This window comes from Bradyrhizobium sp. HKCCYLS1011 (genome assembly GCF_051167795.1).
Classification (GTDB): domain Bacteria; phylum Pseudomonadota; class Alphaproteobacteria; order Rhizobiales; family Xanthobacteraceae; genus Bradyrhizobium.
This window is the reverse complement of record NZ_JBNPTT010000013.1, coordinates 59,907-84,129: the sequence shown is the minus strand read 5'-3', so window position 1 is coordinate 84,129 and position 24,223 is coordinate 59,907. Positions and strand designations below refer to the sequence as shown.

The 24,223-nt window shown below is 64.9% G+C and carries 19 protein-coding genes; 12 read left to right on the top strand and 7 right to left on the bottom strand.

Annotated features, from left to right (window positions below; all coding sequences use genetic code 11):
* Positions 1–323 precede the first annotated feature (323 nt).
* The 6 genes from ACQR1W_RS34445 (at position 324) to ACQR1W_RS34420 (ending at position 8,135) form a co-directional block, all read left to right on the top strand.
* Positions 324–1,331, top strand: coding sequence for a Gfo/Idh/MocA family protein (locus ACQR1W_RS34445; RefSeq protein ID WP_434854933.1), 1,008 nt, complete (start codon positions 324–326; stop codon positions 1,329–1,331).
* 54 nt (positions 1,332–1,385) lie between these two features.
* Positions 1,386–2,537 carry a DegT/DnrJ/EryC1/StrS family aminotransferase gene (locus tag ACQR1W_RS34440; protein WP_434854932.1) on the top strand — a complete coding sequence of 384 codons (1,152 nt, stop codon included), beginning with the start codon at positions 1,386–1,388 and terminating at the stop codon, positions 2,535–2,537.
* Positions 2,538–2,604: 67 nt separating this feature from the next.
* Complete coding sequence (murJ, locus tag ACQR1W_RS34435; protein WP_434854931.1) at positions 2,605–4,134, top strand: murein biosynthesis integral membrane protein MurJ; 1,530 nt, start codon at positions 2,605–2,607, stop codon at positions 4,132–4,134.
* A gap of 76 nt (positions 4,135–4,210) precedes the next feature.
* Complete coding sequence (locus ACQR1W_RS34430) at positions 4,211–6,520, top strand: xanthine dehydrogenase family protein molybdopterin-binding subunit (RefSeq protein WP_434854930.1); 2,310 nt, start codon at positions 4,211–4,213, stop codon at positions 6,518–6,520.
* Between the two features lie 118 nt (positions 6,521–6,638).
* Positions 6,639–7,088: a c-type cytochrome gene (locus tag ACQR1W_RS34425; RefSeq protein ID WP_434854929.1), complete on the top strand. Its 450-nt coding sequence runs from the start codon at positions 6,639–6,641 to the stop codon at positions 7,086–7,088.
* A 126-nt stretch (positions 7,089–7,214) separates the two neighbouring features.
* Positions 7,215–8,135: a c-type cytochrome gene (locus ACQR1W_RS34420; protein ID WP_434854928.1), complete on the top strand. Its 921-nt coding sequence runs from the start codon at positions 7,215–7,217 to the stop codon at positions 8,133–8,135.
* Positions 8,136–8,201: 66 nt separating this feature from the next.
* On the opposite strand, the gene ACQR1W_RS34415 is transcribed toward ACQR1W_RS34420, so the two are convergent.
* Positions 8,202–9,368, bottom strand: coding sequence for an ABC transporter substrate-binding protein (locus ACQR1W_RS34415; protein WP_434854927.1), 1,167 nt, complete (start codon positions 9,366–9,368; stop codon positions 8,202–8,204).
* 239 nt (positions 9,369–9,607) lie between these two features.
* Here ACQR1W_RS34415 and ACQR1W_RS34410 point away from each other — a divergent pair, with 239 nt between their 5' ends.
* Positions 9,608–12,121, top strand: a complete 2,514-nt coding sequence (locus ACQR1W_RS34410; RefSeq protein WP_434854926.1) for a putative bifunctional diguanylate cyclase/phosphodiesterase — start codon at positions 9,608–9,610, stop codon at positions 12,119–12,121.
* Here ACQR1W_RS34410 and ACQR1W_RS34405 read toward each other — a convergent pair.
* Complete coding sequence (locus ACQR1W_RS34405) at positions 12,078–13,130, bottom strand: helix-turn-helix domain-containing protein (protein ID WP_434855104.1); 1,053 nt, start codon at positions 13,128–13,130, stop codon at positions 12,078–12,080. The two genes, ACQR1W_RS34410 and ACQR1W_RS34405, sit on opposite strands and share 44 nt — an antisense overlap.
* Positions 13,131–13,621: 491 nt before the next feature.
* Entirely contained in the window at positions 13,622–13,867 is a 246-nt protein-coding gene (locus ACQR1W_RS34400; RefSeq protein ID WP_008968091.1) for an Lrp/AsnC ligand binding domain-containing protein, read from the bottom strand.
* A gap of 118 nt (positions 13,868–13,985) precedes the next feature.
* On the opposite strand from ACQR1W_RS34400, the gene thiD reads away from it, so the two are divergent.
* From thiD to ACQR1W_RS34380, 4 genes are all read left to right on the top strand, one after another.
* On the top strand, positions 13,986–14,786 hold the full coding sequence (thiD, locus tag ACQR1W_RS34395; protein ID WP_434854925.1) for a bifunctional hydroxymethylpyrimidine kinase/phosphomethylpyrimidine kinase: 801 nt from the start codon (positions 13,986–13,988) through the stop codon (positions 14,784–14,786).
* 91 nt (positions 14,787–14,877) lie between these two features.
* The gene (locus tag ACQR1W_RS34390; RefSeq protein WP_434854924.1) at positions 14,878–15,333 is read left to right on the top strand and encodes a nuclear transport factor 2 family protein; all 456 of its coding nucleotides are present in this window, start codon (positions 14,878–14,880) and stop codon (positions 15,331–15,333) included.
* Positions 15,334–15,647: 314 nt separating this feature from the next.
* Positions 15,648–16,937 carry an HlyD family secretion protein gene (locus tag ACQR1W_RS34385; RefSeq protein ID WP_434854923.1) on the top strand — a complete coding sequence of 430 codons (1,290 nt, stop codon included), beginning with the start codon at positions 15,648–15,650 and terminating at the stop codon, positions 16,935–16,937.
* Positions 16,934–18,529, top strand: coding sequence for a DHA2 family efflux MFS transporter permease subunit (locus tag ACQR1W_RS34380; RefSeq protein ID WP_434854922.1), 1,596 nt, complete (start codon positions 16,934–16,936; stop codon positions 18,527–18,529). Before ACQR1W_RS34385 ends, ACQR1W_RS34380 begins: the two co-directional genes overlap by 4 nt.
* A 61-nt stretch (positions 18,530–18,590) precedes the next feature.
* Here the strand turns inward: ACQR1W_RS34380 and ACQR1W_RS34375 are convergent, their stop codons facing one another.
* Genes ACQR1W_RS34375 through ACQR1W_RS34360 form a run of 4 tightly spaced genes read right to left on the bottom strand, consistent with a single transcriptional unit; the run spans position 18,591 to position 23,305 of the window.
* On the bottom strand, positions 18,591–19,442 hold the full coding sequence (locus ACQR1W_RS34375) for a fumarylacetoacetate hydrolase family protein (protein ID WP_434854921.1): 852 nt from the start codon (positions 19,440–19,442) through the stop codon (positions 18,591–18,593).
* Between the two features lie 27 nt (positions 19,443–19,469).
* Entirely contained in the window at positions 19,470–20,807 is a 1,338-nt protein-coding gene (locus ACQR1W_RS34370; RefSeq protein ID WP_434854920.1) for an MFS transporter, read from the bottom strand.
* A 31-nt stretch (positions 20,808–20,838) separates the two neighbouring features.
* Positions 20,839–22,374: a bifunctional 3-(3-hydroxy-phenyl)propionate/3-hydroxycinnamic acid hydroxylase gene (locus ACQR1W_RS34365; RefSeq protein WP_434854919.1), complete on the bottom strand. Its 1,536-nt coding sequence runs from the start codon at positions 22,372–22,374 to the stop codon at positions 20,839–20,841.
* A gap of 40 nt (positions 22,375–22,414) precedes the next feature.
* Positions 22,415–23,305: a VOC family protein gene (locus ACQR1W_RS34360; protein ID WP_434854918.1), complete on the bottom strand. Its 891-nt coding sequence runs from the start codon at positions 23,303–23,305 to the stop codon at positions 22,415–22,417.
* A 189-nt stretch (positions 23,306–23,494) separates the two neighbouring features.
* On the opposite strand from ACQR1W_RS34360, the gene ACQR1W_RS34355 reads away from it, so the two are divergent.
* Entirely contained in the window at positions 23,495–24,217 is a 723-nt protein-coding gene (locus tag ACQR1W_RS34355; RefSeq protein ID WP_434854917.1) for a GntR family transcriptional regulator, read from the top strand.
* Positions 24,218–24,223 lie beyond the last annotated feature (6 nt).

Sequence of the window (24,223 nt, the reverse complement as noted above, 5' to 3'; positions counted from 1 at the left end):
TGTCATCACCTTCGTTGCAACTGGATGGCGCTAACATCTCTGTGTATGGAGCAGGCGGTCCGGGGCATGAGCGGGGTACTACGGGTTGCGTCTACGGCGGCACCTGAGGTTCTGCGCGCATGACGCGAAGGCGCCGTTGTAGCCCCTTCATATTACTGAGCTTTTTCTGGCCTCTGGATGTAACTGTTTGAATCAAATCGTGTCCTGAAAACGCGTTCCGCGTTCGCCTCGTCCAAAATGGCGTGCTAGAGAGCCAACCCAAGGCTGATTTGCACATCGTTTACTGCAGGCAGCTGATTCGGGACATCGATTGGGGTGGTGACATGAGTTCGAAGGGGGCGGGCCACAAGGCCGAACCGAGACAGGCGCTGCGCGTCGGCGTGATCGGGGCGGGCGTCATGGGAAGCAACCACGCGCGCGTCCTGGCTGGTCTGCCGAACGTTCATCTGGTCGGCGTCGTCGATCCTCTGCCCGCTCATCGCGCCCGCGTCACCGAGCTTGCGAACTGCCCGACTTTCGAAACCCTGGACGAGCTGGTCTCGGAGGGGGTCGATGCGGTCACGGTCGCCGCCCCGACCCACCTGCACCATGAGCTTGCGCTGGCCTGCATCGGGCACAAGGTCCACCTGCTGGTCGAGAAGCCGATCGCGTCCAGCGTGGAGGAGGGCCGCGAAATCGTCGCCGCCGCGCATCGCGCCGGCGTCACCCTGATGATCGGCCATGTCGAGCGCTTCAACCCGGCGGTCGCGGCGATCAAGAAGGCGATCGCCGGCGAGGACATCCTGTCGATCGCGATCACCCGCGTCGGCCCGTTCCCGCCGCGGATGTCGAATGTCGGTGTCGTCATCGACCTTGCTGTCCATGACATCGACCTCATCAGATGGTTCACCGAGTCTGATATCATCGAGGTCCAGCCGCAGCTCTCCAGCGCGGTGGCCGAGCGCGAGGATATCGCGCTTCTTCAGTTCCGCACCGCTTCGGGCGTGCTCGCCCACATCAACACCAACTGGCTGACGCCGTTCAAGGCGCGCAACGTCACCGTGGCGACGCGCGGCAAATACGTTATGGGCGACCTGTTGACCCGCCAGGTCACCGAATGCTTCGGCTTCAAGCCGGATGGCAGCTATTCGATGCGGCACCTGCCGGTCGGTCATGACGAGCCTCTGCGTGCGGAGCTGCTCGCGTTCCTGCACGCTGTTCGTTCCGGCACCGCGCCGGCCGTCACCGGCGACGAAGGCGTCGCGAGCCTCGAGATTGCGACGCAATGCCTCGAAAGATCGAGCCATCGACCGGCCGAGGCGACTGCGCGCAAGCGGCGCGCCGCCGGTTGAGCCGACCGGCCCCGCAGTCCTCCGATGTCCGTTTCTCAATCCAGTGCGACAGCCATGAATCAGCATCTGCGTCATCAGCCCATTCCGTTCATCGACACCGCCGCGCAGCGCCAGCGGTTGGGCAAGTCGCTCGATGACGCCGTCGCCCGTGTGCTGGCGCATTGCCAGTTTCTGGGCGGCCCCGAGGTCACCCAGCTCGAAGCCCAACTCGCGGCATTCTGTGGCGCCAAATATGCGGTGAGCTGCTCGAGCGGCACCGATGCACTGCTGATGGTGCTGATGGCGCAGGGCATCGGTCCGGGTGATGCGGTGCTGTGTCCGTCCTTCACGTTCTGTGCGACCGGCGAAGCGGTCGCGCTCACCGGCGCCACGCCGGTGTTCGTCGACGTGCTGGAGGAGACCTTCAATATCGATCCGGCCTCGCTCCAGCGCGGCATTGCCACGGCGCGGCGGTTGGGTCTCAAGCCGAAGGCGGTGATTCCTGTCGATTTGTTCGGACAGAGCGCGGACCACGATGCGGTGGCTGCGAGCGCCGAGGCCGAAGGCCTGTTCGTGCTCGACGACGCCGCCCAAGGCTTTGGTGCGAGCTACAAGGGCCGCCGCATCGGCACGTTCGGTCTCGCGACCGCGACCAGCTTCTATCCGGCCAAGCCGCTCGGCTGCTTCGGCGACGGCGGCGCCATCCTCACCGACGACGCCGGCCTGCTGGAGCGCCTGCGCAGTGTGCGCGCCCATGGCGGCGGCAGCGACAAATACGACAATGTCCGCCTCGGCCTCACCGCGCGGCTCGATACGATCCAGGCCGCGGTCCTGATCGAGAAACTGAAGATCTTCGAGGATGAGGTCGCCGCCCGTAACGTGGTGGCGGAACGCTATACCCAGGCGCTCGCCGATGTCGTGGAGGTTCCTCGCCTGGTCGAGGGCTGTACGTCGGTGTGGGCGCAATACACCATCCGCCTGCCCCAGGGCATCGGTCGCGACGACTTCGCCGCGGCACTCAAGGCGCAGGGCATTCCGACCGCGATCTATTATCCGAAGTCGATGCACCAGCAGACCGCCTATCGGGTGTTCCCGGTCGCCGACGGCGGCCTGCCGGTCAGCGAGCGGCTCTCGAGCAACGTGATCAGCCTGCCGATGCATGCCTATCTCGACGAGGCCACGCAGGCGCGGATCATCGAGGCCGTGCGCGGCGCCGTTGCGGCGTAGCGGCCGGCGTTCCAAAACGTGAAGATTGGGCGCTGACGCCATCGGGAAGGATGCGCTAGAAGCAGCCATGCTCGGACGCATCTTCACCGTCGGCGGCTATACGCTGCTCTCGCGCCTCACCGGCTTCGCCCGCGACATCATGCTCGCGGCGATCCTCGGTGCCGGCCCCGTGGCCGACGCGTTTTTCGTCGCCTTCCGCCTGCCGAACCATTTTCGCGCGATCTTCGCCGAGGGCGCCTTCAACGCGGCGTTCGTGCCGGCCTATGCCCATGTGCATGGTGAGAAGGGGGAGGCCTCCGCCAGCCTGTTTGCGGATCGCATCTTCACGCTCCTGTTCGCCTCGCAGGTCGTGCTGTTGATCCTTGCCTGGCTGTTCATGCCGCAGGCCATGACGATTCTGGCGCCCGGATTCACCGAAGATCCGGCGCAGCGCGAACTCGCCATCGAGCTGACGCGCATCACGTTCCCATATCTGCTGCTGATCACGCTGGTGACGCTCTATGGCGGCATGCTCAACGTGATGCAGCGCTTTGCCAGCGCGGCCGCGGCCTCCATCTTCCTCAATCTCGCGATGATGGCGACCCTGGCGCTGGTCGCGTTTTTTCCGACCGCCGGCCATGCCGCGGCGTGGGGCGTGCTGATCTCCGGCTTCCTGCAATATTTTCTGCTCGCCGGCGATCTGGCGCGGCATGGCGGCCTGCCGCGCTTTGCGGCGCTCAAGCTCGATGAGGACATCCGCGCCTTCTTCCGCGCGTTGGGACCCGCGACCTTGGGCTCGATGGGCACGCAGGTCGCGATGTTCGCCGACACCATCATCGCGACATTCCTGCCGGCCGGCGCGCTGTCGGCGCTGTATTACGCCGACCGGCTCAACCAGCTGCCGATCGGTGTCATCGGCATTGCCATCGGCACCGTGCTGTTGCCGGAGATGTCGCGACGGCTGACCGCGAACGACCATCAGGGCGCCATGGAGAGCCAGCGCCGCGCCTTCGACTTCACGCTGCTGTTCTCGGTCCCGTTCGTCGCGGCCTTCCTCGCCGTGCCCGACGTCATCACCCGCGCGATGTTCGCGCGGGGAGCCTTCACCCGCGGCGACGCTGCCGCGGCCGGCGCCACGCTTGCAGCCTATGCGGTCGGCCTCATTCCCTTCGTGCTAATCCGCAGCGCCGTTTCCACCTTCTACGCCCGCAAGGACACTGCAACCCCGGTCAAGGCATCCTTGACCGGTCTCGCCGTCAACATGCTGCTCAAAGTGCTCCTGATGGGATCGCTGGCGCAGGTCGGGCTGGCGCTGGCCACTGCGGTCGGCGCCTGGATCAATCTGCTCCTGGTGCTCGGCTTCGCGGTGCGCCAAGGCTATCTTGATCTCGACCGCCGTCTCACCGGATCACTGATCAAGTTCGGCGTCACCGGCTGCGTCCTGGCCGCCGCTTTGTGGCTCACCGCACGTTTGGCTGCTGCGCAGTTCGCAGGCCTCGGCGGCTTCCGCGACGAGGCCGTACTGGCCGTGCTGATCGTGGTCGGCGGTGTGATCTATGCCGCGGCGGTTCTCGGCCTGTTCGGCCCGCGCTGGCTCAGGGGGCTGGTGCGGCGCTAAATCCTTTGCCTGCTCCGGCTTTCCGCTGCATTATACCGTCAAAATGGTGCGACAGCGAAGCGGGACGTGAAACAAGATGGCAGCTCCAATCAAATTCGGCGTCGGGCAGAGCGTTCTCCGGAAAGAGGATGATGCGCTCATCCGCGGCAAGGGTCGCTACACCGACGATCTCGCGCCATCGGCAGCCCTGCATGCGTTGGTGCTGCGCTCGCCGCATGCCCATGCAACTTTCACGATCAATGTCGGCCAGGCGCGACTGTTGCCCGGCGTGGCCCTGATTCTCACGGCCGAGGATGTCGCCGATCTCGGCGGGCTGCCCTGCCTGTTCAATCTGGAGACCGATCCCTTCACCGCGCCGCCATACCCGATCCTCGCCAAGGACGAGGTGCGTCACGTCGGCGATGCCGTGGCGTTCGTGGTGGCCGATACGCTCGATCACGCCCGCGATGCAATGGAGGCGATCGAGGTCATCTGGACCAACTTGCCGGCGGTCACCGGCGTTGCCAACGCAGTGAAACCGGGCGCGCCGCAGGTCTGGGCGGAGCACAAGGGCAACGTGCTGTTCGATGTCGCGATCGGCGACAAGGCCGCCGTCGATCAGGCATTCGCCAAGGCGCATGCGGTCGCCGAGATCAAAATCGTCAATCCGCGCGTGGTGGCGAGCTTCATGGAGACCCGCGCGGCGGTCTGCGAATACGACGTCAGGCGCGATCATTTGACGCTCACCGCCGGCAGCCAGGGCAGCCATCGCCTGCGCGACATCCTCTGCCAGAACGTGTTGAAGATTCCGGTCGAGAAGATGCGGGTGGTCTGTCCCGACGTCGGCGGCGGCTTCGGCACGAAGCTATTTCCCTACCGCGAATATGCGCTGCTTGCGGTCGCCGCGCGCAGGTTGCGCAAGTCGGTGCGCTGGGCTGCCGACCGCGCCGAGCACTTCATGGGCGATGCGCAGGGTCGCGACAACGTCACGACCGCGAAGATGGCGCTTGCCGAAGACGGCAAGTTTCTCGCGCTTGATGTCGACCTGATGGGCGACATGGGCGCCTATCTCTCGACTTTTGCGCCCTACATCCCGCATGGCGGCGCCGGCATGCTGCCCGGACTTTACGACATCCAGGCCTTCCATTGCCGCGTCCGCACCGTCTTCACCCACACGGTGCCGGTCGATGCCTATCGCGGTGCCGGTCGCCCCGAGGCGGCCTATGTCATCGAGCGCCTGGTCGATGCCTGTGCCCGCAAGCTCGACATGAGCGTGGACGCGATCCGCAAGAAGAACTTCATTCCGCCGCGTGCGCTGCCCTACAAGACCGCGACCGGCAAGGTCTATGATTCCGGCGACTTCGCCGCGCATCTGAAGCGCGCGATGGAGATCGCGGACTGGAAGGAATTTCCGAAGCGTGCCAAGGCCGCCAAGAAGCTCGGCCTGATCCGCGGTATCGGGCTTGCGAGCTATGTCGAGGTCTGCGGCACCATGGGCGAGGAGACCGCCAAGGTGCGGCTCGATCCCACCGGCGACGTCACCATCCTGATCGGCACCCAGTCGAGCGGGCAGGGCCATCAGACCGCCTATGCGCAGATCGTGGCCGAGCAGTTCGGGCTGTCGCCGGAGCGCGTGCACATCCATCAGGGCGACACCGATGAGATCGCGACGGGTCTCGGCACCGGCGGCTCGGCATCGATCCCCTCAGGTGGCGTCAGCGTGCAGCGCGCCACCCATGAGCTTGGCGACAAACTGAAGCAGATTGCCGCCGAAGCGCTCGAGGCCGGCATCGGCGATCTCGAGATCTCAGAGGGGCGCATCCGCGTCGCCGGCACCGATCGTGCCATCAGCTTCGCCGATCTCGCCAAGCGCCCCGGCGTCGATCCGGCCAAGCTCAACGGCAGCGCAACCTTCGCGAGCGCCGACGGCACCTATCCGAACGGCACGCATGTGGCGGAGGTCGAGGTCGATCCCGCGACCGGGATCATCAAGGTCATCAACTACGTGATCGTCGACGATTTCGGCGTCACGCTCAACCCGCTGCTCTTGGCCGGCCAGGTGCATGGCGGCGCGGTGCAGGGCATCGGGCAGGCGCTGATGGAGCAGGTGGTCTACAGCGCCTCCGATGCGCAGTTGGTGACCGGCAGCTACATGGACTACGCGCTGCCGCGCGCAGCGGATGCGCCGCGCTTCGTGTTCGAGACCCACAACGTGCCCTGCAAGACCAACCCGATGGGGGTCAAGGGCGCGGGCGAGGCCGGCGCGATCGGCTCATGTCCGGCAGTCGTCAATGCGATCATCGATGCGCTCTGGCGCGAATACAAGATCGACCATGTCGACATGCCGGCCACCCCCGAGCGGATCTGGATCGCCATTCGCGAGCAACACCGGCGTCACAGTCTGTAGTTAGAGCTTCCCCGACATCCGCCTCAATTCCGGAATAAGCCGCCGGCGCTGGGGTTCGACGAAAGATTGTCTCGCTCAGGTAGGCTGGGCGAGAATGCGACAAGAATGGAGCGAATTGATGAAGCGGAGTGTCGTGGCCGTCGGGGCGTTGTTGCTCGGGGTCGGCGCGGTGATGGCGCAGCATGATCTGGTCAAGCAGGACCAGGACACCATGAAGGCCAACGCGAAGAATCTGGGTGGCGTTATGATCGCGATGGTCAAGGGCGAGAAGCCGTATGACCAGACCGCGGTCAACGCCGCTCTTGCGCAACTCGATGACACCGCCAAGAAGCTGCCGACCATGTTTCCGGACAGCCTGAAGAGCGCGAAGTTCGAGGGCGACTATGGCCCATCGCCGAAGGTCTGGGAAGACAAGGCCGGCTTCAAGGCCAAGATCGACAGCTTTGCCAAGATCGTCGCCGACGCCAAGGCCAAGATCAAGGATCTCGACAGCCTGAAGGTCGTCGCGCCCGCGATCGGCAAGGAATGCGGCGGCTGCCACGAGACCTTCCGCGTCAAGAACAGCTGATCCACAGCGTCCAAGACGGGCCAACGCGTTGCATTGGCCCGTCAGCTATGTTTATCGGGGCGGCATGGAGCCGCCCCGATATCATTTCGCGGCTACGCTGCCGATCCAAGTGACAACAGACCAGCGATGCTCAGACGTCTTCTCATTGCTCTCATTGTGATCGGCATGGCCGGCTTTGCCATCTTCTGGTGGCTGACGATGCCGTCCACCATTTCGCTGGCCTTGGCTGCACGTACGCCCGATCTCGCCAATGGTGAGGAGGTGTTCAACGCCGGCGGCTGCACGTCGTGCCATGCGGTGCCGAACCAGCCGGACCGGTTGAAGCTGGGCGGTGGCCTGCCGCTCGCATCACCGTTTGGCACCTTCTATGCGCCCAACATCTCGCAGGATCCAACTGACGGAATCGGACGCTGGAGCGAGAGCGATTTCGTCAATGCTGTGCTCAGAGGCACCTCGCCAGGCGGCAGTCACTATTATCCGGCATTTCCCTACACGTCCTACGCGCATGCCAGGCTGGAGGACATCCGCGATCTCTTCGCCTACATGAAGACGTTACCCGCGGTCTCCGGGGCATCGCGCGATCACGATCTTCCGTTCCCGTTCAACATCCGCCGGACGCTTGGCATCTGGAAGCTGCTGTTCTTCGACGACAAGCCGTTCACGCCGGATCAACAGCGCTCGGCGCAATGGAATCGCGGTGCTTACCTCGTGAATTCGCTCGGCCATTGCGCCGAATGTCATAGCCCGCGCAATCTGCTGGGCGGCATCATCAAGGCGCAGCGTTTTGCCGGCGGTCCGGACCCCGAAGGACACGGCTGGGTGCCGAACATCACCCAGAAGGGTCTGGCTGATTGGAGCGAGAGCGATTTCGGCTATTTCCTCGAGAGCGGTCAGCTGCCGGACGGCGACAGCGTTGGGGGTGCGATGACGCGCGTGATCCGCAACACCTCGCAGCTGAGCGCAGACGATCGCACGGCGGTGGCGGTCTATCTGAAATCACTGGCTCCGGTCGAGGGCCCACCGAAGCCGCCGAAGCCGGCAGGTTGAGCGCCTTCGAACCGCGCTGGTTGATGAGCACCATCCAGCGCCAGGGCTATGCCAGAAAGGGCGATGTCAGAATCCGTCGAGTGGCTTGAAGCTGCCGTCACTCTGAATCACGGCGAGCGAGACGTGGGGCGGATTGGACTGAAGCGCCGTGCCGAACGCGACGGTGGTGCCGCCGATGTCGAACTGGCCGGCTTCGTTGATCACCCGCAGCAAGTCTGCTCGGGTCGGATTTGGGCCCGCCATTTCCAGCGCCTGTGCGACCAGTCGGCCGGTCAGGTAGCCTTCGAGCGCGATGAAATCGGGGGCCTGCCCCGGATCGAGCGCCTTCTGGGCTGTTTGATAATCCGCCACCAGCTTCTGCTGCGTGTCCCACGGGAACGGCACGACGTCGGATACGATCACGCCGCGGCCTTCGGGACCGAGCTCTTTGGCAAGTGCATTGGCACCCGCGAACGACGCCGCAACGAAGGTCGGAGTGAACCCGCTGCGATGCGCCATCTTGATGAACTCGGCGCATGGGCCGTAGGTGCCGACCAGGATCACCGCCTCCGGTTCGGCGCGCCTGATGACCTTGAATGCCGCGCTGACGACGCGGGTGTTGCGCTCGAAGGTGCCTTCGGCGGCAAGCTCGAGCCCGCGTCGGTCCAGCGACGCCTTGACGCCGGTCAGCAGATCGCGGCCGAAATTGTCGTCCTCGTAGAAGATGCCGATCCGTGTCAGATGCAGCTCCTCGGTCAGGTGCTTGATCCAGACTTCGGCCTCCGCGCCGTGACTCGGCCGGATGTTGACGACGTTCTGAAACTGCGGGTCGCGCAGAAAGTCGGCGCCGGACACCGGACCGATGTACGGCACGTCATTGGATGCAGCGATCGGCACCGTCGCGATCGCGGTCGGCGTGCCGACGGCGCCGATCAATGCGAACACTTTGTCCTCATAGATCAGCTTGACGGTTTCGACCACCGAGCGGTCGGGATCGTAGCCGTCGTTGCGGCTGACCAGCCTCAGCTTGCGGCCGTGCACGCCGCCCTTGGAGTTGATCTCGGTGAAGGCTGCCCGCAGGCCCAGCCGCTCCGCCTGTCCGATCGCGGCGGACGGACCTTCGAGGGCCGCGACCTGGCCGAACAGGATCGTGTCATTGGTCACGCCAAGTTCGTCCGCTTCCGCCGCGCCAGCGAGCAGTCCGCAGGCGAGGAAAGCAAGACGCAGAAAAGTTCGCACCCTCGAGAGCCTCATTGCGATCGTCTTGTCAGTTGCAGCATGGTCCTCATCGACCATAGATCGGCGGAGTGAAGACCTCGCTAAGACGGCAGGGTCAGGAAGGGGACGTTTTTTTGTGCGCCCGAAAGTCGCTCGTTAACCAAGCCCTCTGTTGCGCTGCGGACTAGAGGACTTTCTTTGACCGTCTTTAACTTCGTGGCGTGTCCCATGGCTCATGTTAGCCGGAACAGCGGTGCGTGGGCGGGGATCAGGATTTGCAGTTGGAAGAGCGCAGCGGAGCGACGCCGAAAGAGCCCGGCGATGTGCGTGCTGGCGGAGCGCGTGAGCCCTTGCGCGCCTCATCTAAATACCGTCTCTATCGTCCTGCCCTGATTGCCGCCTGTCTCGGCACAGTGCTGTCGCTGGTGGGCACCGTCGCGGTCGGCCGGTGGGAAAACCGGCTTGCGCGTGCTGAGTTCGAAGGTGTCGCAGAGGCGCAGGCGATCCTGATCCAAAACGGCGTCAACGAATATGTGAGCCGATTGACGGCGTTGCGCACCCGCTTCGAGACCGCAAACGACGACATCACCCGCAGCGAGTACCAGACCTTCAGCGCCCGGCTGTTCGAAGCCCATCCGGGCGTCACGCGGATCGCCTGGCTGCCTCGGATCAATCGCAAGGAGCGTGGTGAATACGAGGCCGCCGCCATTACCGACGGCGTTCCCGCCTATCGCATCAAGTCCTATCCTGACGGCACGGTTGCGCCGGAGAGTGATGAATACTTTCCGGTGTATTTTTCGACCGAGCCGAAGACGTCGATCGTCTATGGACTCGATTATTGGAGCTTTCCCGACCGTCGTGCCGTGCTGGAGCAGTCGCGCGACTACGACATGATCATGGCGCTGCGCACGCGCCTGTTCGAGGAGCAGCAGCTCGTCCGGTCCAACGCGGTCATGGTTGCCGTTCCGATCTACGTCAAGGGCACCTCACGCACGACCGTCGCCGACCGCAGGCGCAATCTGACCGGCTTCATTGTCGGCCTGTTCGAGCTGCCCCTCCTGTTGCAATCGATCCGTGCCAACAATCCGAACAGCCCGGCGCTGGCCATCAACTTGCTTCCGCCCGAGAAGGGCCTGGAAACGCCGGGCGCGGATCCGCTGCGCTGGCCGGATGACACCAATGTCTGGTCGACCACATTGCGCATCGGCGATTCCGATTGGGTGTTTCAGGCCGCACCCGCGGGCAATGGCGGGTTGATCGCGACGCATAACCGCGCACTTGCGCTTTATGCCGCCGGCATCGCCACCACGATCTTTCTTGCGGTCTATCTCGCGCTCTCCAGCCGCAATGCGTTGCAGCTATCGCTTGCCAATCGTCGTGTGCTGGAATTGGCGCAGACGGATGCGCTGACCGGCCTCGCCAACCGCGCGTTCTTCCTTGAGCAGGTGGAGCGCTTCAATGACGAGAGCGGGGGGCGCTTTACGGTGTTCCTGTGCGATCTTGATCGGTTCAAGAACGTCAACGATTCACTCGGGCATGGCGCCGGAGATGCTCTGCTCGTGCAAGTAGCCAAGCGGCTGAAATCTCAATTGCGCGCGGAGGACGTGCTGGCGCGGCTTGGCGGCGACGAATTCGCGCTGATCCAGGCCGGCTGTCCCGACCAGCGCGAGGCCGCTGCCGACCTGGCGCAACGCATCACCAAGCTGATCGCGAAGCCGTTCCAGTTGGCCGGACAGCGGGTCGAGATCGGCACCAGCATCGGCATCGCGCTCGCACCCGAGCACGGCAGCGACCAGGAAGATCTGCTGAGGAAAGCCGACCTTGCGCTCTATCGCTCGAAGTCGGCCGGCCGCAGCTGTTACACCGTCTATGACGATGCGATGTCCGCCGAGCTCGAAGCGCGCAACACGCTCGAAGGTGACCTGCGCGACGCCATCGCCCAGTGTCAGTTCGAGGTGCATTATCAGCCGTTCTACGATGTCGTGACGCGCGAGCGATGCGGCGTCGAGGCGCTGGTTCGCTGGCGCCATCCGGTCAAGGGGCTGGTGCCGCCCGACCAGTTCATCCCGCTTGCGGAAGCGACCGGATTGATCGTGCCGCTCGGCGAGTGGATCATCGGCCGCGCCTGTGACGATGCGACGTCGTGGCCCGACGACGTCAAGGTCGCGGTCAATCTTTCGCCAGTGCAGTTCAAGCAGGCCGAACTGTTCGACGTGATCCAGTCGGCGCTGTCGCGCACCGGGCTCGCCCCCGGGCGGCTCGAGATCGAGATCACCGAATCGGTGCTGCTGGAGCGCGCGGCCGAGAACGAGAGCTTCATCGACAAGCTCAAGGGTATCGGAATTTCGCTCGCGCTCGACGATTTCGGAACCGGCTATTCGTCGCTGCGCTCTCTGACGGCGTTCCCGTTCAACAAGATCAAGATCGACAAATCCTTCGTCGCAAAGCTCAGCGAGCGTGATGAAAGCGTCGCCGTGATCTCCTCGGTCGTGACCCTGGCACGCGGGCTCGGCATGCAGATCACCGCCGAAGGCGTGGAAACCGAGGAGCAGCTCGCGCATCTGCGCTCGCTCGGCGTCAATTTCGCGCAAGGCTATCTGCTCGGACGTCCGATGCCGATCAGTCAGCTCGAGGATCACCTGCAATTCGTGCAGTCGGCCGACGATTTTTCGCCCGCTGAGCCAGAGCCGGAGCAGGATGCGGACGTGACCGCCGAGGGGTTCGGCGCCGGATCGGTGGTGACGCTCATTCCGCGCGCGGCGGTGCTATCCCGCGCATCCAGCGCGTGAGGGTCGACAGCCCTGTGTCGGCGTCGGATTCATGGTGTTGTGAACCGAGCCCTGCAGCCTCGCGCGCAACGCGCGGCGAGATCCCATAAGCGGCTTTGAACGAGCGGGCGAAATGCGCGTCCGTGCCAAGCTGCCAGCGCCGCGCCACTTCGCTGATCCGGGTGTTGCGCGATCCGGCCAGATCGAAGAAGGCGTGATGCAGGCGGCGGCTGCGGATGTAGTCGGCGACGCCGCCGAGCGGCGCGAACAGGCGATAGAGGGACGTGCGCGACAGGCCAAAATGCGTCGCGACCGAGTCAGCATTCAGATCGGCGCTCGAGAGCTGTGCCTCGATATACTGCCGGATGCGAAACAAGGACGATTCCGCAGGCGTGATGCTCTCGGCATCCCGGCGCTCGATCTCGCCCCTGATACAGGCCGAGACCAGCGAAATGGTGCCTTCGACCACGGCCTGACACTCCTCGAAGCTCATCCGTGGCGCGTAGTCGAGCAGGGCATGGAGATGTCTTGCGAGCAGTGCCGTCAGCGGGCTGTCGCCGGTCAGCACGAGGCCGTGGAGGTGCTGGGTCTGGAGCAGGCGCGCGTCAAGCATCGGGCGTGGCACCACCAGCGTAAGGTTTTCGAACGGGCTCGCCCACGTCTCCAGCGTCTGGGCCAGGTCGAGCACGCAGATGTCGCCGGCTGTGACGCGGATCGGGCGGGCGCCGGCCGTGCCATGATAACCGCCGCTGACGTAGCTTTGGATAATGACATGGTCGACGCCGCTGCGGGCGATGGTGCGCGTATCGCGACGAAAATGCTGACCGCTCGCCCGCGCCAGGCCGAACAAAACCGAGCCCATCGCATAGGAGCGGACCTCGGCCTGAAACGAGCCGGGCTCGCCTGCAGCCAGTTCATCGACATCGAAAAAGGTCGAAATGGCTGCACGCCAGGCCGCGATGTTCTCGTCCGGTCGCATCCGGTCGGCTGAAAAGCCGAAGCTCGGCACCAGGGACGACACCGGCTTGATCTCAGTCTCCACAACGCCCCGCTACTGTACTCGTTCAGCCATCGGCTTCCGTTTCACAGGCCCAGTCCATCGCGCGGATTTTCCGACCAGACCCCACGAGAGACCGAGCAACGACCTGCCAACGACTGACAACTTTTCCCCCAGATGGGATGCGTGTCCTGGCTTTGGAGCGCTAGCCCATTTGCGCTTTCGTCTCAATCTCTTGATCGGCTGTGCCGACATGCGCAATCGGCTTGCTGCCACGCTCATCGCCGCCTAAAGGCCCTCATACCAAGTTGCCGAGAAAAAGGTCGGGTGCTTCGGCGGCCGTCAGGCTCAGCGTGAAGCGACCCGGCCAGGGCACGAGGAAGTGTCGGTTCGGTTTTTTTAGCACCAAGTCCCAGTCAACGCCTTTTCATGACGACGCGCCCGCCGGAAACGGCGGGCGCTTTCGTCTGGATTCGATGAAATAGGGCGCGGACAGACTGATCGGGACCTTAAGTTCACAGCCACTAGCTGGCGCCGAACGCCTTGAAGGTGATGATGGTGTGGGTGTCCTGGATGCCCGGCAGCACCTGAACCTTCTCGTTGATGAAGTGGCCGATGTCGGTGTCCTTATCGACATAGAACTTCACCAGCAGGTCGTAGTCGCCAGCGGTCGAATAGATCTCGGAGGCGATCTCGGCTTCGGCCAGCGCGTTGGCAACCGTGTAGGACTGGCCGAGCTTGCACTTGATCTGGACGAAGAAGGGAACCATCGCGGGCTGTCTCCGAGGGGCGTTCCGGACCTAAATATAGTCTTTTCCGGGGGAGTCGAGACGCATTTCCTGCCATGTCGGTGCTTGCCGCGGCTTGGCGGCGCGGCTAGGACGGGCCATGACCACCCCCGTTGCGCTCACCATCGCCGGCTCGGATTCCTCAGGCGGCGCCGGCATCCAGGCCGACCTGAAGACCTTTGCCGCGCTTGGCGTCTACGGCGCGTCGGCGCTGACGGCGCTGACCGCCCAGAACACGCGCGGCGTGAGCGGCGTCCATCCGGTGCCGCCGGAATTCGTCACGGCGCAGATCGACGCCGTGTTTGACGACCTCGCCGTCAAGGCGGTTAAGATCGGGATGGTGGCTCAGACGGGCATCGTCCAGGCCATCGCCGCCAGCCTCACGCGCTGGCAGCCGGCCCATGTCGTGCTCGATCCGGTCATGGTTGCGACCTCGGGCGACCGGCTGCTCCCTGAGGATGCCATCGCCGCGCTGCGCGGGCTCTTGATCCCGCAGGCCACGTTGATCACGCCGAACCTGCCCGAAGCAGCCGCGCTGCTGAACGAGGCTGTCGCCGCCGATGACGCGGCGATCGAGGCCCAGGGCCGGCGACTGCTCGCGCTCGGCTGCCCGGCCGTATTGATCAAGGGCGGCCACGGGCAGGGGCCCGAGAGCACCGATCATCTTGTCACGGCGCAAGGGAGCGTGGCGCTGACGGCGCCGCGCCTGCCGGCCAAGAACACGCACGGCACCGGCTGCTCGCTGTCCTCGGCGATCGCAGCAGGGCTTGCGAAAGGCGAAGATCTCCTCACGGCCGTGCGCAACGCGAAGACCTTCATCAGCGCCGCGATCGCCGCTGCAGATCGCTTTACCGTCGGACACGGCCACGGACCGGTGCACCATTTCCATCGGTTCTATTGATGTCCCGCTCGTGACAGGCGGACAGATCCATGGCATGTCGCCCACCCAGACCGACCGGCCATCTCCCTCCAGCAGAGAAAGACATCACACGATGCGGTGCTCCCTGATCTCGATGGCAGGCGCGATCGTCGCGGCGTTGTCTACACCGGCAATGGCTCAGCGCGCTTACGCTCCGGAGGAGGAGCGCAACAAGGCTGTTGTGCTCGACTTCTATGAGCAGGGCCTCAACCGCAAGGATTTCGCCGCGGCCTCGAAATATCTCGGCACCTACATCCAGCATAATCCGAACGCCGAGGACGGTCCGGAGGGCTTCCGCAAGTTCATCGAGTTCCTGAAGGCGAAGTATCCGCAATCCCACAGCGAGATCACCAAAGTGCTGGTCGACGGCGATTTTGTCATCCTGCGTGTTCACGCCATTCGCGAGCCCGGCACCCGCGGCAATGCGATCGTCGACATCTTCCGTTTGAAGGACGGTAAGATCGAAGAGCACTGGGATTCGGTGCAGCCGATTCCGGAGCAGTCGGCCAATCAGAACGGCATGTTCTGACGCGGCGCGTTCCGCGCAGCAGGGATCGCAACCAACCGGCACGAGGCCGGCTGGCCCGCAACGCTTGGATGACCTGGTCAGGAAGGCACGGAAGCAGCCGGTCCTGAATGTAAACCACTGACCATTTTGGGTCCCGGACGCCGTGGAGAGGCGCGCCGCTGGGCGCGTATTCGCCTGCTCACGGCCCGACTCTATTGCCGACCGCCCGATGACAAAAAGTTTAGGCCCTGCCTCTCGCAGATGCCATTGCGTCGCAAACGACGCTTTCCTATGTTTGGAACGAAACGGTTTCGTTCTATTTGGAGGCGAAGGTCATGGCCAGTCAAGCATCCACGACCACAAAGGCGTCGGACGGCGAGGCCCCGTCGGCTCGGGGTGGGGCGGATCAGACGGTCCCGGCGCGGGAGCGGGCGCTGCAGCAGTGGCGCGGCGATCGGGTATCCGAGCAGGCAAGGGACGAGCAGGCCCGGACGCCGCAGCCCGCGGATCCCGAAGCTCCGTCCGCCGATCAGCAGGACGTCGGGACGGAGAAGCCGCGCCGCGGCCTGTTCCGGCGGCATCCGCTCGGCTCCGTGCTCGGCCTTGTCCTGCTGCTGGCGGCCAGCACGGCAGGCTACCTCTATTACGACGCGGCGGGGCATTTCGAGACCACCGACGATGCCTTCATTGCGGCCCGGCAATTCTCGATCGCGCCCAAAGTCTCCGGCTACATCACCGCGGTTCCCGTCACTGACAACCAGCATGTCAACGCTGGCGACGTGATCGCGCGGATCGATGATCGCGACTACAAAATCGCGCTGGCGCAGGCCGAGGCCCAGGTGAAGGCAGGGCAGGCGGCGATCCGCAACATCGACGCCCAGATCGACGTGCAGCAGGCGCAGATCACGGCCGGACAGGCGCAGGTCGAGCAGGCGCAGGCCGGGCTCACCTTCGCCGAGCAGCAGGCGCAGCGCTACCAGGACCTGGCGCGCACCGGCTCGGGCACCGTCCAGAGTGAGCAGCAGTATAATTCGCAGCTGCGCCAGCAGCGCGCGGCGCTGGCCAGCGCCCAGGCCAATCTCCAGGTCGCGCAGCGCCAGCTCGAATCGCTCAAGGCCCAGCGCGAAAGCGCCGATGCCAATCTCGCGCAAGCCGAGGCGCAGCGCGACCAGGCCAAGCTCAATCTGTCGTACACGACGGTGACGGCGGCGCAGCCCGGCCGCATCGTCAATCTGAGCGGAGCGGAGGGCCAGTTCGCAGCCCAAGGCACCGCGCTGACCATGTTCGTCCCCGACGAGGTCTGGGTCGCCGCGAACTTCAAAGAAACCCAGCTCGATCACATGCGGCCCGGCCAGCCCGTGACCCTGCAGATCGACGCCTATCCTGAGCGCGAGATCCGCGGCCATGTCGCCAGCGTCCAACCCGGCTCGGGCACCGCCTTCTCGCTACTGCCGGCGCAGAATGCCACCGGCAACTACGTGAAGATCGTGCAGCGCGTGCCGGTCAAGATCGTGATGGACGATCCGCCTGCGGATGTCGCGCTGGGCCCGGGCATGTCGGTGGTGCCGACGGTGCGGATCAATCCGAATTCTTCCGTTTATGAGCGCCTGAGGGCTGCGCTATGAGCAACGCACCCGCTATCACAGCCGCGCCGCGGCCAGCCACCAATCCGTGGCTGATTGCGGTGCTGGTCGCGCTTGCGACCTTCATGGAAGTGCTCGACACCACCATCGCCAATGTCGCGCTGCCCTATATCGCCGGCGGCATGGGCGTGAGCCAGGACGAATCCTCATGGGTGGTGACGACCTATCTGGTCTCCAACGCCATCATCCTCACCGCCTCCAGCTTCCTGGCCAAGCGGTTCGGCCGCAAGACCTTCTTCCTGATGTGTCTCGGCCTGTTCACCTTGAGCTCGGTGCTGTGCGGCTTTGCCTGGAATCTGGAGTCGCTGCTGTTCTTCCGCATCCTGCAGGGGCTCGGCGGCGGCGGCATGGTGCCGGTCTCGCAATCGATCCTGGCGGACTCCTTTCCGCCGGCCAAGCGCGGCCAGGCCTTTGCGCTGTTCGGCGTCGCCGTCGTGGTCGCCCCGGTGGTCGGGCCGACGCTGGGCGGCTATCTGTCCGACAACTTCTCCTGGCACTGGTGCTTCCTGATCAATGGTCCGGTCGGCCTGATGGCGATGCTCTTGATCGGGCTGATCCTGCACGAGCCGGCCTCCACCGTGGTCGAGCGGCAGAAGCTGCTTGCGCAGGGACACCGCTTCGACCTGATAGGCTTTATTCTGGTGGCCACGTTCCTGGGCTCGCTCGAGTTGATGCTCGACCGCGGCCTGGAGGACGACTGGTTCGACTCCCGCTTCATCGTGATCACGGCCGCGATCTGCGCTGCAGCCTTCGTGCTGATGATCCCATGGGAAATGAGCCGCAAGAACCCGATGATCGACGTGCGGATGGTGGGCACGCGCCAGTTCGGTGCGAGCTTCCTGGTGATGCTGGCGACCGGCGCGATCCTGCTCGGAACCACGCAGATGCTGCCGCAGATGGTGCAGCAGGATTTCGGCTACACCGCGACCTGGGCTGGCCTCGTGCTGTCGCCCGGCGGCGTCGTCACCATGCTGATGATGTTTGTGGTCGGCCGGCTCTCTGGACGCGTGCAGCCGAAATACATGATCATGGCGGGGGCAACGGTGGTGGCGCTCGCGATGTTCGATCTGACGCGGCTCTACGCCAATGTCGGCTTCTGGTTCTTCGCGGAGTCACGCATGCTGCTCGGCGTCGGCCTGCCGCTGATCTTCCTCTCGATCACCGCCGCCTCCTACAACGGCATTCCGCCCGACAAGACCGACCAGGCCTCCGCCTTGATCAACGCGGCCCGCAACACCGGCGGCTCGATCGGCGTCTCGCTTGCCGCCAATGTGCTCGCCCATCGCGAGCAGTTTCACCAGAGCCGGCTGGTCGAGACCGCCATTCCCTCGAACCCCGCCTATCAGGACACGCTGCATCAGGTGACCAATTATTTCAGCGCCCATGGCAGCTCGCTGTTGCAGGCGCAACAGCAGGCGATCGCCTGGATCGGGCAGACGGTGCAGGCACAGGCCTCGCTGCTCGCCTATATCGACGTCTACTGGACGCTGATGCTGATCTCGCTTGCCGCGATCCCGCTGGCGCTCGCGTTGCGCAAGGTCAAGCTCGGCGGCGGACCGGCGATGGCGCATTGAGGCAGGCCTAACGCGGCGCGAGCGGTTGCCTGCGCCGCTGAGGTCTCACGGAAGGCAGCGGTCAGACCTGCTCGTCCGCGATGCCGTTGCACAACAGTCCGATCCGGTCGATCTCGACCTCGACGACATCGCCGGGCTTCATCCAGAGTGGAGGCGTGCGGCGCGAACCCACGCCGCCCGGCGTGCCGGTCGCGATCACGTCGCCCGGCTCGAGCCGTGTGAAGGACGAGCAGTATTCGATCTGGCGCGGGATGTCGAAGATCATCTGGCTGATCGTCGCTTCCTGCACGATCTCGCCGTTGAGCCGCGTCTGCAGCTTGAGTGGGCCGAGATCATCGATTTCGTCTGATGTCACGAGCCACGGACCGAAAGCTCCGGTCGCTGGAAAATTCTTGCCCGGCGTGAATTGATGGGTATGGCGCTGGAAGTCGCGCACGCTGCCTTCATTGTAACAGGCATAGCCTGCGATGTGCTGCCAGGCCTCGCTGCGCGGAATGTAGCGGCCGGGCTTTCCGATGATGACGGCGAGCTCACCCTCGAAGTCGAGGTCGGTCGAGACCCGCGGACGGATGATGTTCGTGAGGTGCCCGGTCTGGCTGTTGGCAAACCGCCCGAACACCGTCGGGTTCTCGACCTCGGAGCGGCCGGTCTCCTTGCGATGCGTCTCGTAGTTGAGCCCGATGCAGAGGATCTTGTCGGGATTGGGAATGACGGGCAGAAAGCTGATCCTGGCAAGCGGATGCCGCGGCGCCCCGGACGCGGCAGCGGCGGCCTCGGTCAGTGCCTCGGCCGCGATCGCCGATTTGAGGTCGGGAAAGCGATCGCGCAGGACGGCGCCGAGATCGGCGATATCGTTGCCGTCGACCAGTCCCCAGGACGCGGTGTTGTCGATCGTGAAGCTTGCAAATTTCATCTGATATCCTCGAGCGGGAAGCGCTGGTCAGGTCGATATCGCCGGCACCGCGGAGGCGGAGGCCGGTTCTTGCGCGGACTTCGCGAAGCGCGCGATGGTGCGCTCCGGGAAGATCATGGCGAAGGCTGCGACGGCGCCGGCGATCAGCACGCTGGCCGTAAACGTCATCGCGTGGGCATAGCCCAGCGGGGCATTGGCGCCGGCTTCCCCGACGATCCAACCGGTCAGAGCGTTGGAGATCAGCGCGGACGCCGCGTTACCGGAATAGATCACGACGATCAGACGGCCGCGCTGGGCCGCTGGAGCGACCGCTCCGAGCGCGACAGGCCCGAAGATCGTGGTGAGGCTCGGTGCCGCGAAGGCGATTGCAACGCAGGCGAGCTGCAGCGGGCCCGAGGTCACGATGCTGAGCAGCAGCGCGCAGCCGGCGGCGAGCAGCGCAAGACCCGAGGCGTGGCCGAGGCAGGCGCGCAGGCTGAAACCTCGGCGCTGCAGAAATTGCGTCAGCCAGGAGCCGCCGAGCAGGAGCGGCGATTGGAACAGGTAGATGCCGGAGATGATCCAACCGACATCGACCTGCTTGTAGCCGAGCCCGAGCTGAAGATAGGGCGGCAGCCAGGTCGCGGACATGCCGACGATCCAATAGGATGCGGTCGACATGATGATGACGCCGATCACGGTGGGATCGCCCCACAGCACCCGCGCCGGCAGCGTGTTGTCCTTCGCCGCCGCGCGGTCCGGCGCATGCGCCGCGGAATAGGGGCCTTCGCCGCCGATCATGAACCAGCCGACCATCCAGGCGATGCCGAGCAGACCGCAGAACAGAAAGCCGCTGCGCCAGCCATGGTTGAGGATGATGTAAGTCAGGATCGGGCCACCGGCGAGAAGTCCGACACTGATGCCCTGCAGCACGACTGCGCTCGGCACGCTGCGCTTGTCGGCCGGAAACCAGTTGTAGCAGGCGTGAAGCGCGGTCGGCAGGCCGGGTCCTTCGCCGGCGCCAAGGATGATGCGACAGACGACGAGCACCGCGACCGAGCCGGAGAAGAAGATCGGGATCTGCGTCGCCGACCAGATGCCCGCCATGATGAGCAGCAGCCATTTCACCGGAAAGCGGCCGACCACGAACATGCCGACCGCCATGCCGGAGAGCGAGAACAACAGGAAGAAGCTGCTGCCGATCAGTCCGAAATCCTTCGGGCTGAGCGCCAGCTCCTTCATCATCGGCACGGCCGACAGGCCGAACACCAGCTTGTCGAAGAAGTTGAGCGTCTGGAACAGGAACAGCATGATCAGGACCGCGATGGCGCGGGCTCCGATCGTCCTGCTCGTCTCGGCCGATGAAGTTGCCGATGAAGTTGGCATGGCGTTTTCCCCGTGAATGTTGTTGTTGTCGTTATTGCAGTCGTTCATTCAGTTCTGAGAGCAGCGCCGCGAGCTCTGTCTCGTCGCGGGCGACGCCGTAGACGTAGTGGTCGGGCCGTACCAGCGCGGCGCGGCAGCCGTGCCGTGCGAACCAAGCCGCGACCACCCCGCTTTCCTCGTGCCAGCCGTCGCCGCCGATACGGATCACGCTGAGTCCGGCGCCGATCACGCCCGGCGTGAGCGGGCTATTTCCGTCGAGGATGAGCCGCCATCCCGTGCCGGCGATTGTGTCGAGCAGTCCGCGCTCGTCGCCGCGGAGCATCCATGGCTGCGGAAACAGCGTGCCGTTGGCGTCGCTCGGCCTGGTGGCGAGCAGGCCCTGTGTGAGCGGCGGCACGATCTCCTGGCGGGTGATGGTGCGGGGCGCGCCGCCGCCTTCAACGAGGATGCGCGCATCGCGCGCCGCGGCCGCTTCCGGGTCCTGCTCGCAGATCACGCGGCCGATCGCCTTGATGCGGGTGGTGAGCTCCCGGACGTGTGTGCTGCGCTCGACTTCATAGCTATCAAGCAGTGGCTCGCTGGATTGCCCGCGCAGCACCCGCGCGAGCTTCCAGGTGAGATTGCCGGCGTCGCGCAGCCCCTGGCACATGCCCTGGCCGATGAAGGGCGGCTGCTGATGGGCGGCGTCACCGGCCAGGAAAACGCGCCCGCACCGCCACCGGCTCGCGACAAGCGCGTGGAAGCGGTAGCTCGCCGCGCGCCACAGCCTGCCGTCGTCCGGCGTGAGCCAGGGGGCAAGCAGCCGCCAGACCTGCTGCGGCTCTTCCATCGCGCGCGGATCTTCCGACGGCCGCAGCATGATCTCGAAGCGGCGATGGTTGCCCGGGCCGATGATGTAGGTGGTCGGACGCGCGGGATTGCAGAACTGCGCTGCGGTGGCGGGCAGTTTGGTCGCGGCGGTCTCGTCGACGAGGAGGTCGACCACGAGCCAGGGCTCGTCGAAGTCGAGATCGTCGAAGGCGATGCCGAGCCGTTGACGAACGGTGCTCGAAGCGCCGTCGCAGGCGATGACATAGTCGGCGCTGACATCCCGCGTGCGGCCGTCCTCGCCCGCGACGACGAGGGTCACCGTCGTGGCATCCTGCCGGAGGTCGAGCAGCGTCGTGCCGAGCTCGACCGTCACGGACGGATAGGTGCTGACATGGCTTCGCAGCACCTGTTCCACCGGCGGCTGCGTGAACACCATGCTCGGCGTGTAGCCGAGCGGGTAGGGCTCGGGCACCATGTCGATGCGGCGGATCAGCTGTCCTTTGGCACCGAAATGCTCGGAGGCGGGAAATGGGGCGACGTAGCGGCTGACCTGGTCTGCGATCCCGAGATTGTCGAACAGCCGCATGATCTCGTGGTCGAGCGCGATCGCGCGCGGCTTATCGTAGATCTCGCGCGCACGGTCGATGGCCAGCGTCGCGATGCTTTGCGCCCCGAGCAGGCTGGCGGCGACCGCGCCGGTCGGCCCGAAGCCGATGACCACGACCTCGAAATGATTTGTGTCGGATGTACCGGACATGGACCTCATGACCTGCTTCTGAAAGATGCTCTGCGATCGGTCAGGCGTAGCGGACCGCGAGCTGCGCGGCCTTCACGTGATCGGCCTTGGGCGGCGCGATACCCCATTGGTCGGTGCGTCCGGGCGGCCAGACCCAGTGCTCGGGACCGCGCACGACATAGCTGTCGTCGACCTGCAGCACCTCGGCGGTGTATTCGATGACGGTGCCCACGGGATCGATGAAGTAGGCGAACACGTTGTCGCCGGGGCCGTGGCGCCCGACACCCCAGGCGATCGGATAGCCGGCATCGATCATCCGCCCGGCGCCGCGCATCACCCCTTCCCAGGTCGGCATCAGGAAGGCGACGTGGTTCAGGCCGTTGACCTTGGCGCCGGCGATCACGACGGCATGGTGGTCGCTGTTGCAGCGGACGAAGGCCATCGCTGCGGAGCGGTCCGTCAGCCGGAAGCCGAGCGCCTTCTCGTAGAATGCCGCGGAACGGTCGACATCCGTGCTGTTGAGGTTGACATGGGCGAGGCGCTCGGGGAGCTCCGGCTGCGGCGGCTTCGCGTGATGTCTGATGTCGCCGTGGACGAAACGCAGCACGCCCCCTTCGGGGCCGCGGAGGCTCATGATCACGCCGCCGTCGGGCGCGGCGTTCGGTGTGGGCGCGGAGAGCGGCGTGGTGCCCTCTCCGATGGCATTGCGTGAAATAGCGTCGAAATCGTCGTGGTCGGTCAGGCGAAAGGTCACCCCCTTCAACTCGGTGCGCTCGCTTCGGTGCAGCGCCACCACGTGATGATCGCTGCCGGTCGCGCGCAGATAGACCACGCCCTCGGCGTCATCGACGCGCTCCAGTCCCCAGGTGCTGCAATAGAACGCTTCCGAACGGGCGAGATCGGGTGTGCCAAGGTCGACACTGCGCAGGGCTGTGACCGGAAACCGGGGCATGAACGCATCCTCCAGCCGCTCGCGGTCCCACGGACGGGACGAGACAGCACATCGTTTTGGGGCGGTTCAGACCGCCCGATAGGCTTCCTCTTTATTACAAAAAAGATGGCAATCAAACAAAATTTATAAATTTATCGAATTTGGCAGGTGGTCTATATTTAGTCTCAGAGATTCACAGGGGAATTGAACGTGGACGCACTCACGGAGCTCGAGGGGCAGGGCCCATCGACCCAAGCCAGCCATGTCTATGATCGGCTCCGCGAGGACCTGCTGTCGGGCCGGCTTGCGCCGTCGCGCAAGCTGCAGATGCGCTTCCTGACGGAGACCTATCAGACCGGGCAGACGCCGCTGCGCGAGGCGCTCAACCGCCTGACGGCCGACGGGCTGGTCGAGGTGCGCGAGCAGCGCGGCTTCTATGTCAAGGATATCAGTCGTGCCGAACTCGCCGAACTGACCAAGACGCGGTGCTGGGTCGAGGCGCTGGCGTTGCGCGAGTCGATGGCGGCAGCGACGCCACAATGGGAGGAGCAGCTGGTGCTGGCGCAGCATCGGCTGAGCCGCGCGCCGCGTTCACTGAACGCCACCACCTTCGAAGACAATCCGGAGTGGGAGCGGCTCCACCGGATCTATCATCGGGTCCTGATTGCAAACTGCGGCTCGCAATCGTTGATCGGGTTCTGCGGACAGCTTGCCGACCAGCTCTATCGCTACCGCCGGCTCTCGATCCGCAAAGCATTTCCGTCGCGTGCGGTCGGCGACGAGCACGCGACGATCGTCGCTGCTGTCCTGAACGCCGATGTCGAGCTCGCGGTAAAGCTGTTGACCGCGCATTATCAGCGGACCGCCGACGTGATCCTGCAGGATGAGACGATCTTTCCCGAGTTGCGGCGGCCGCCCGCCGTGCAGAAGTAGCGCCTG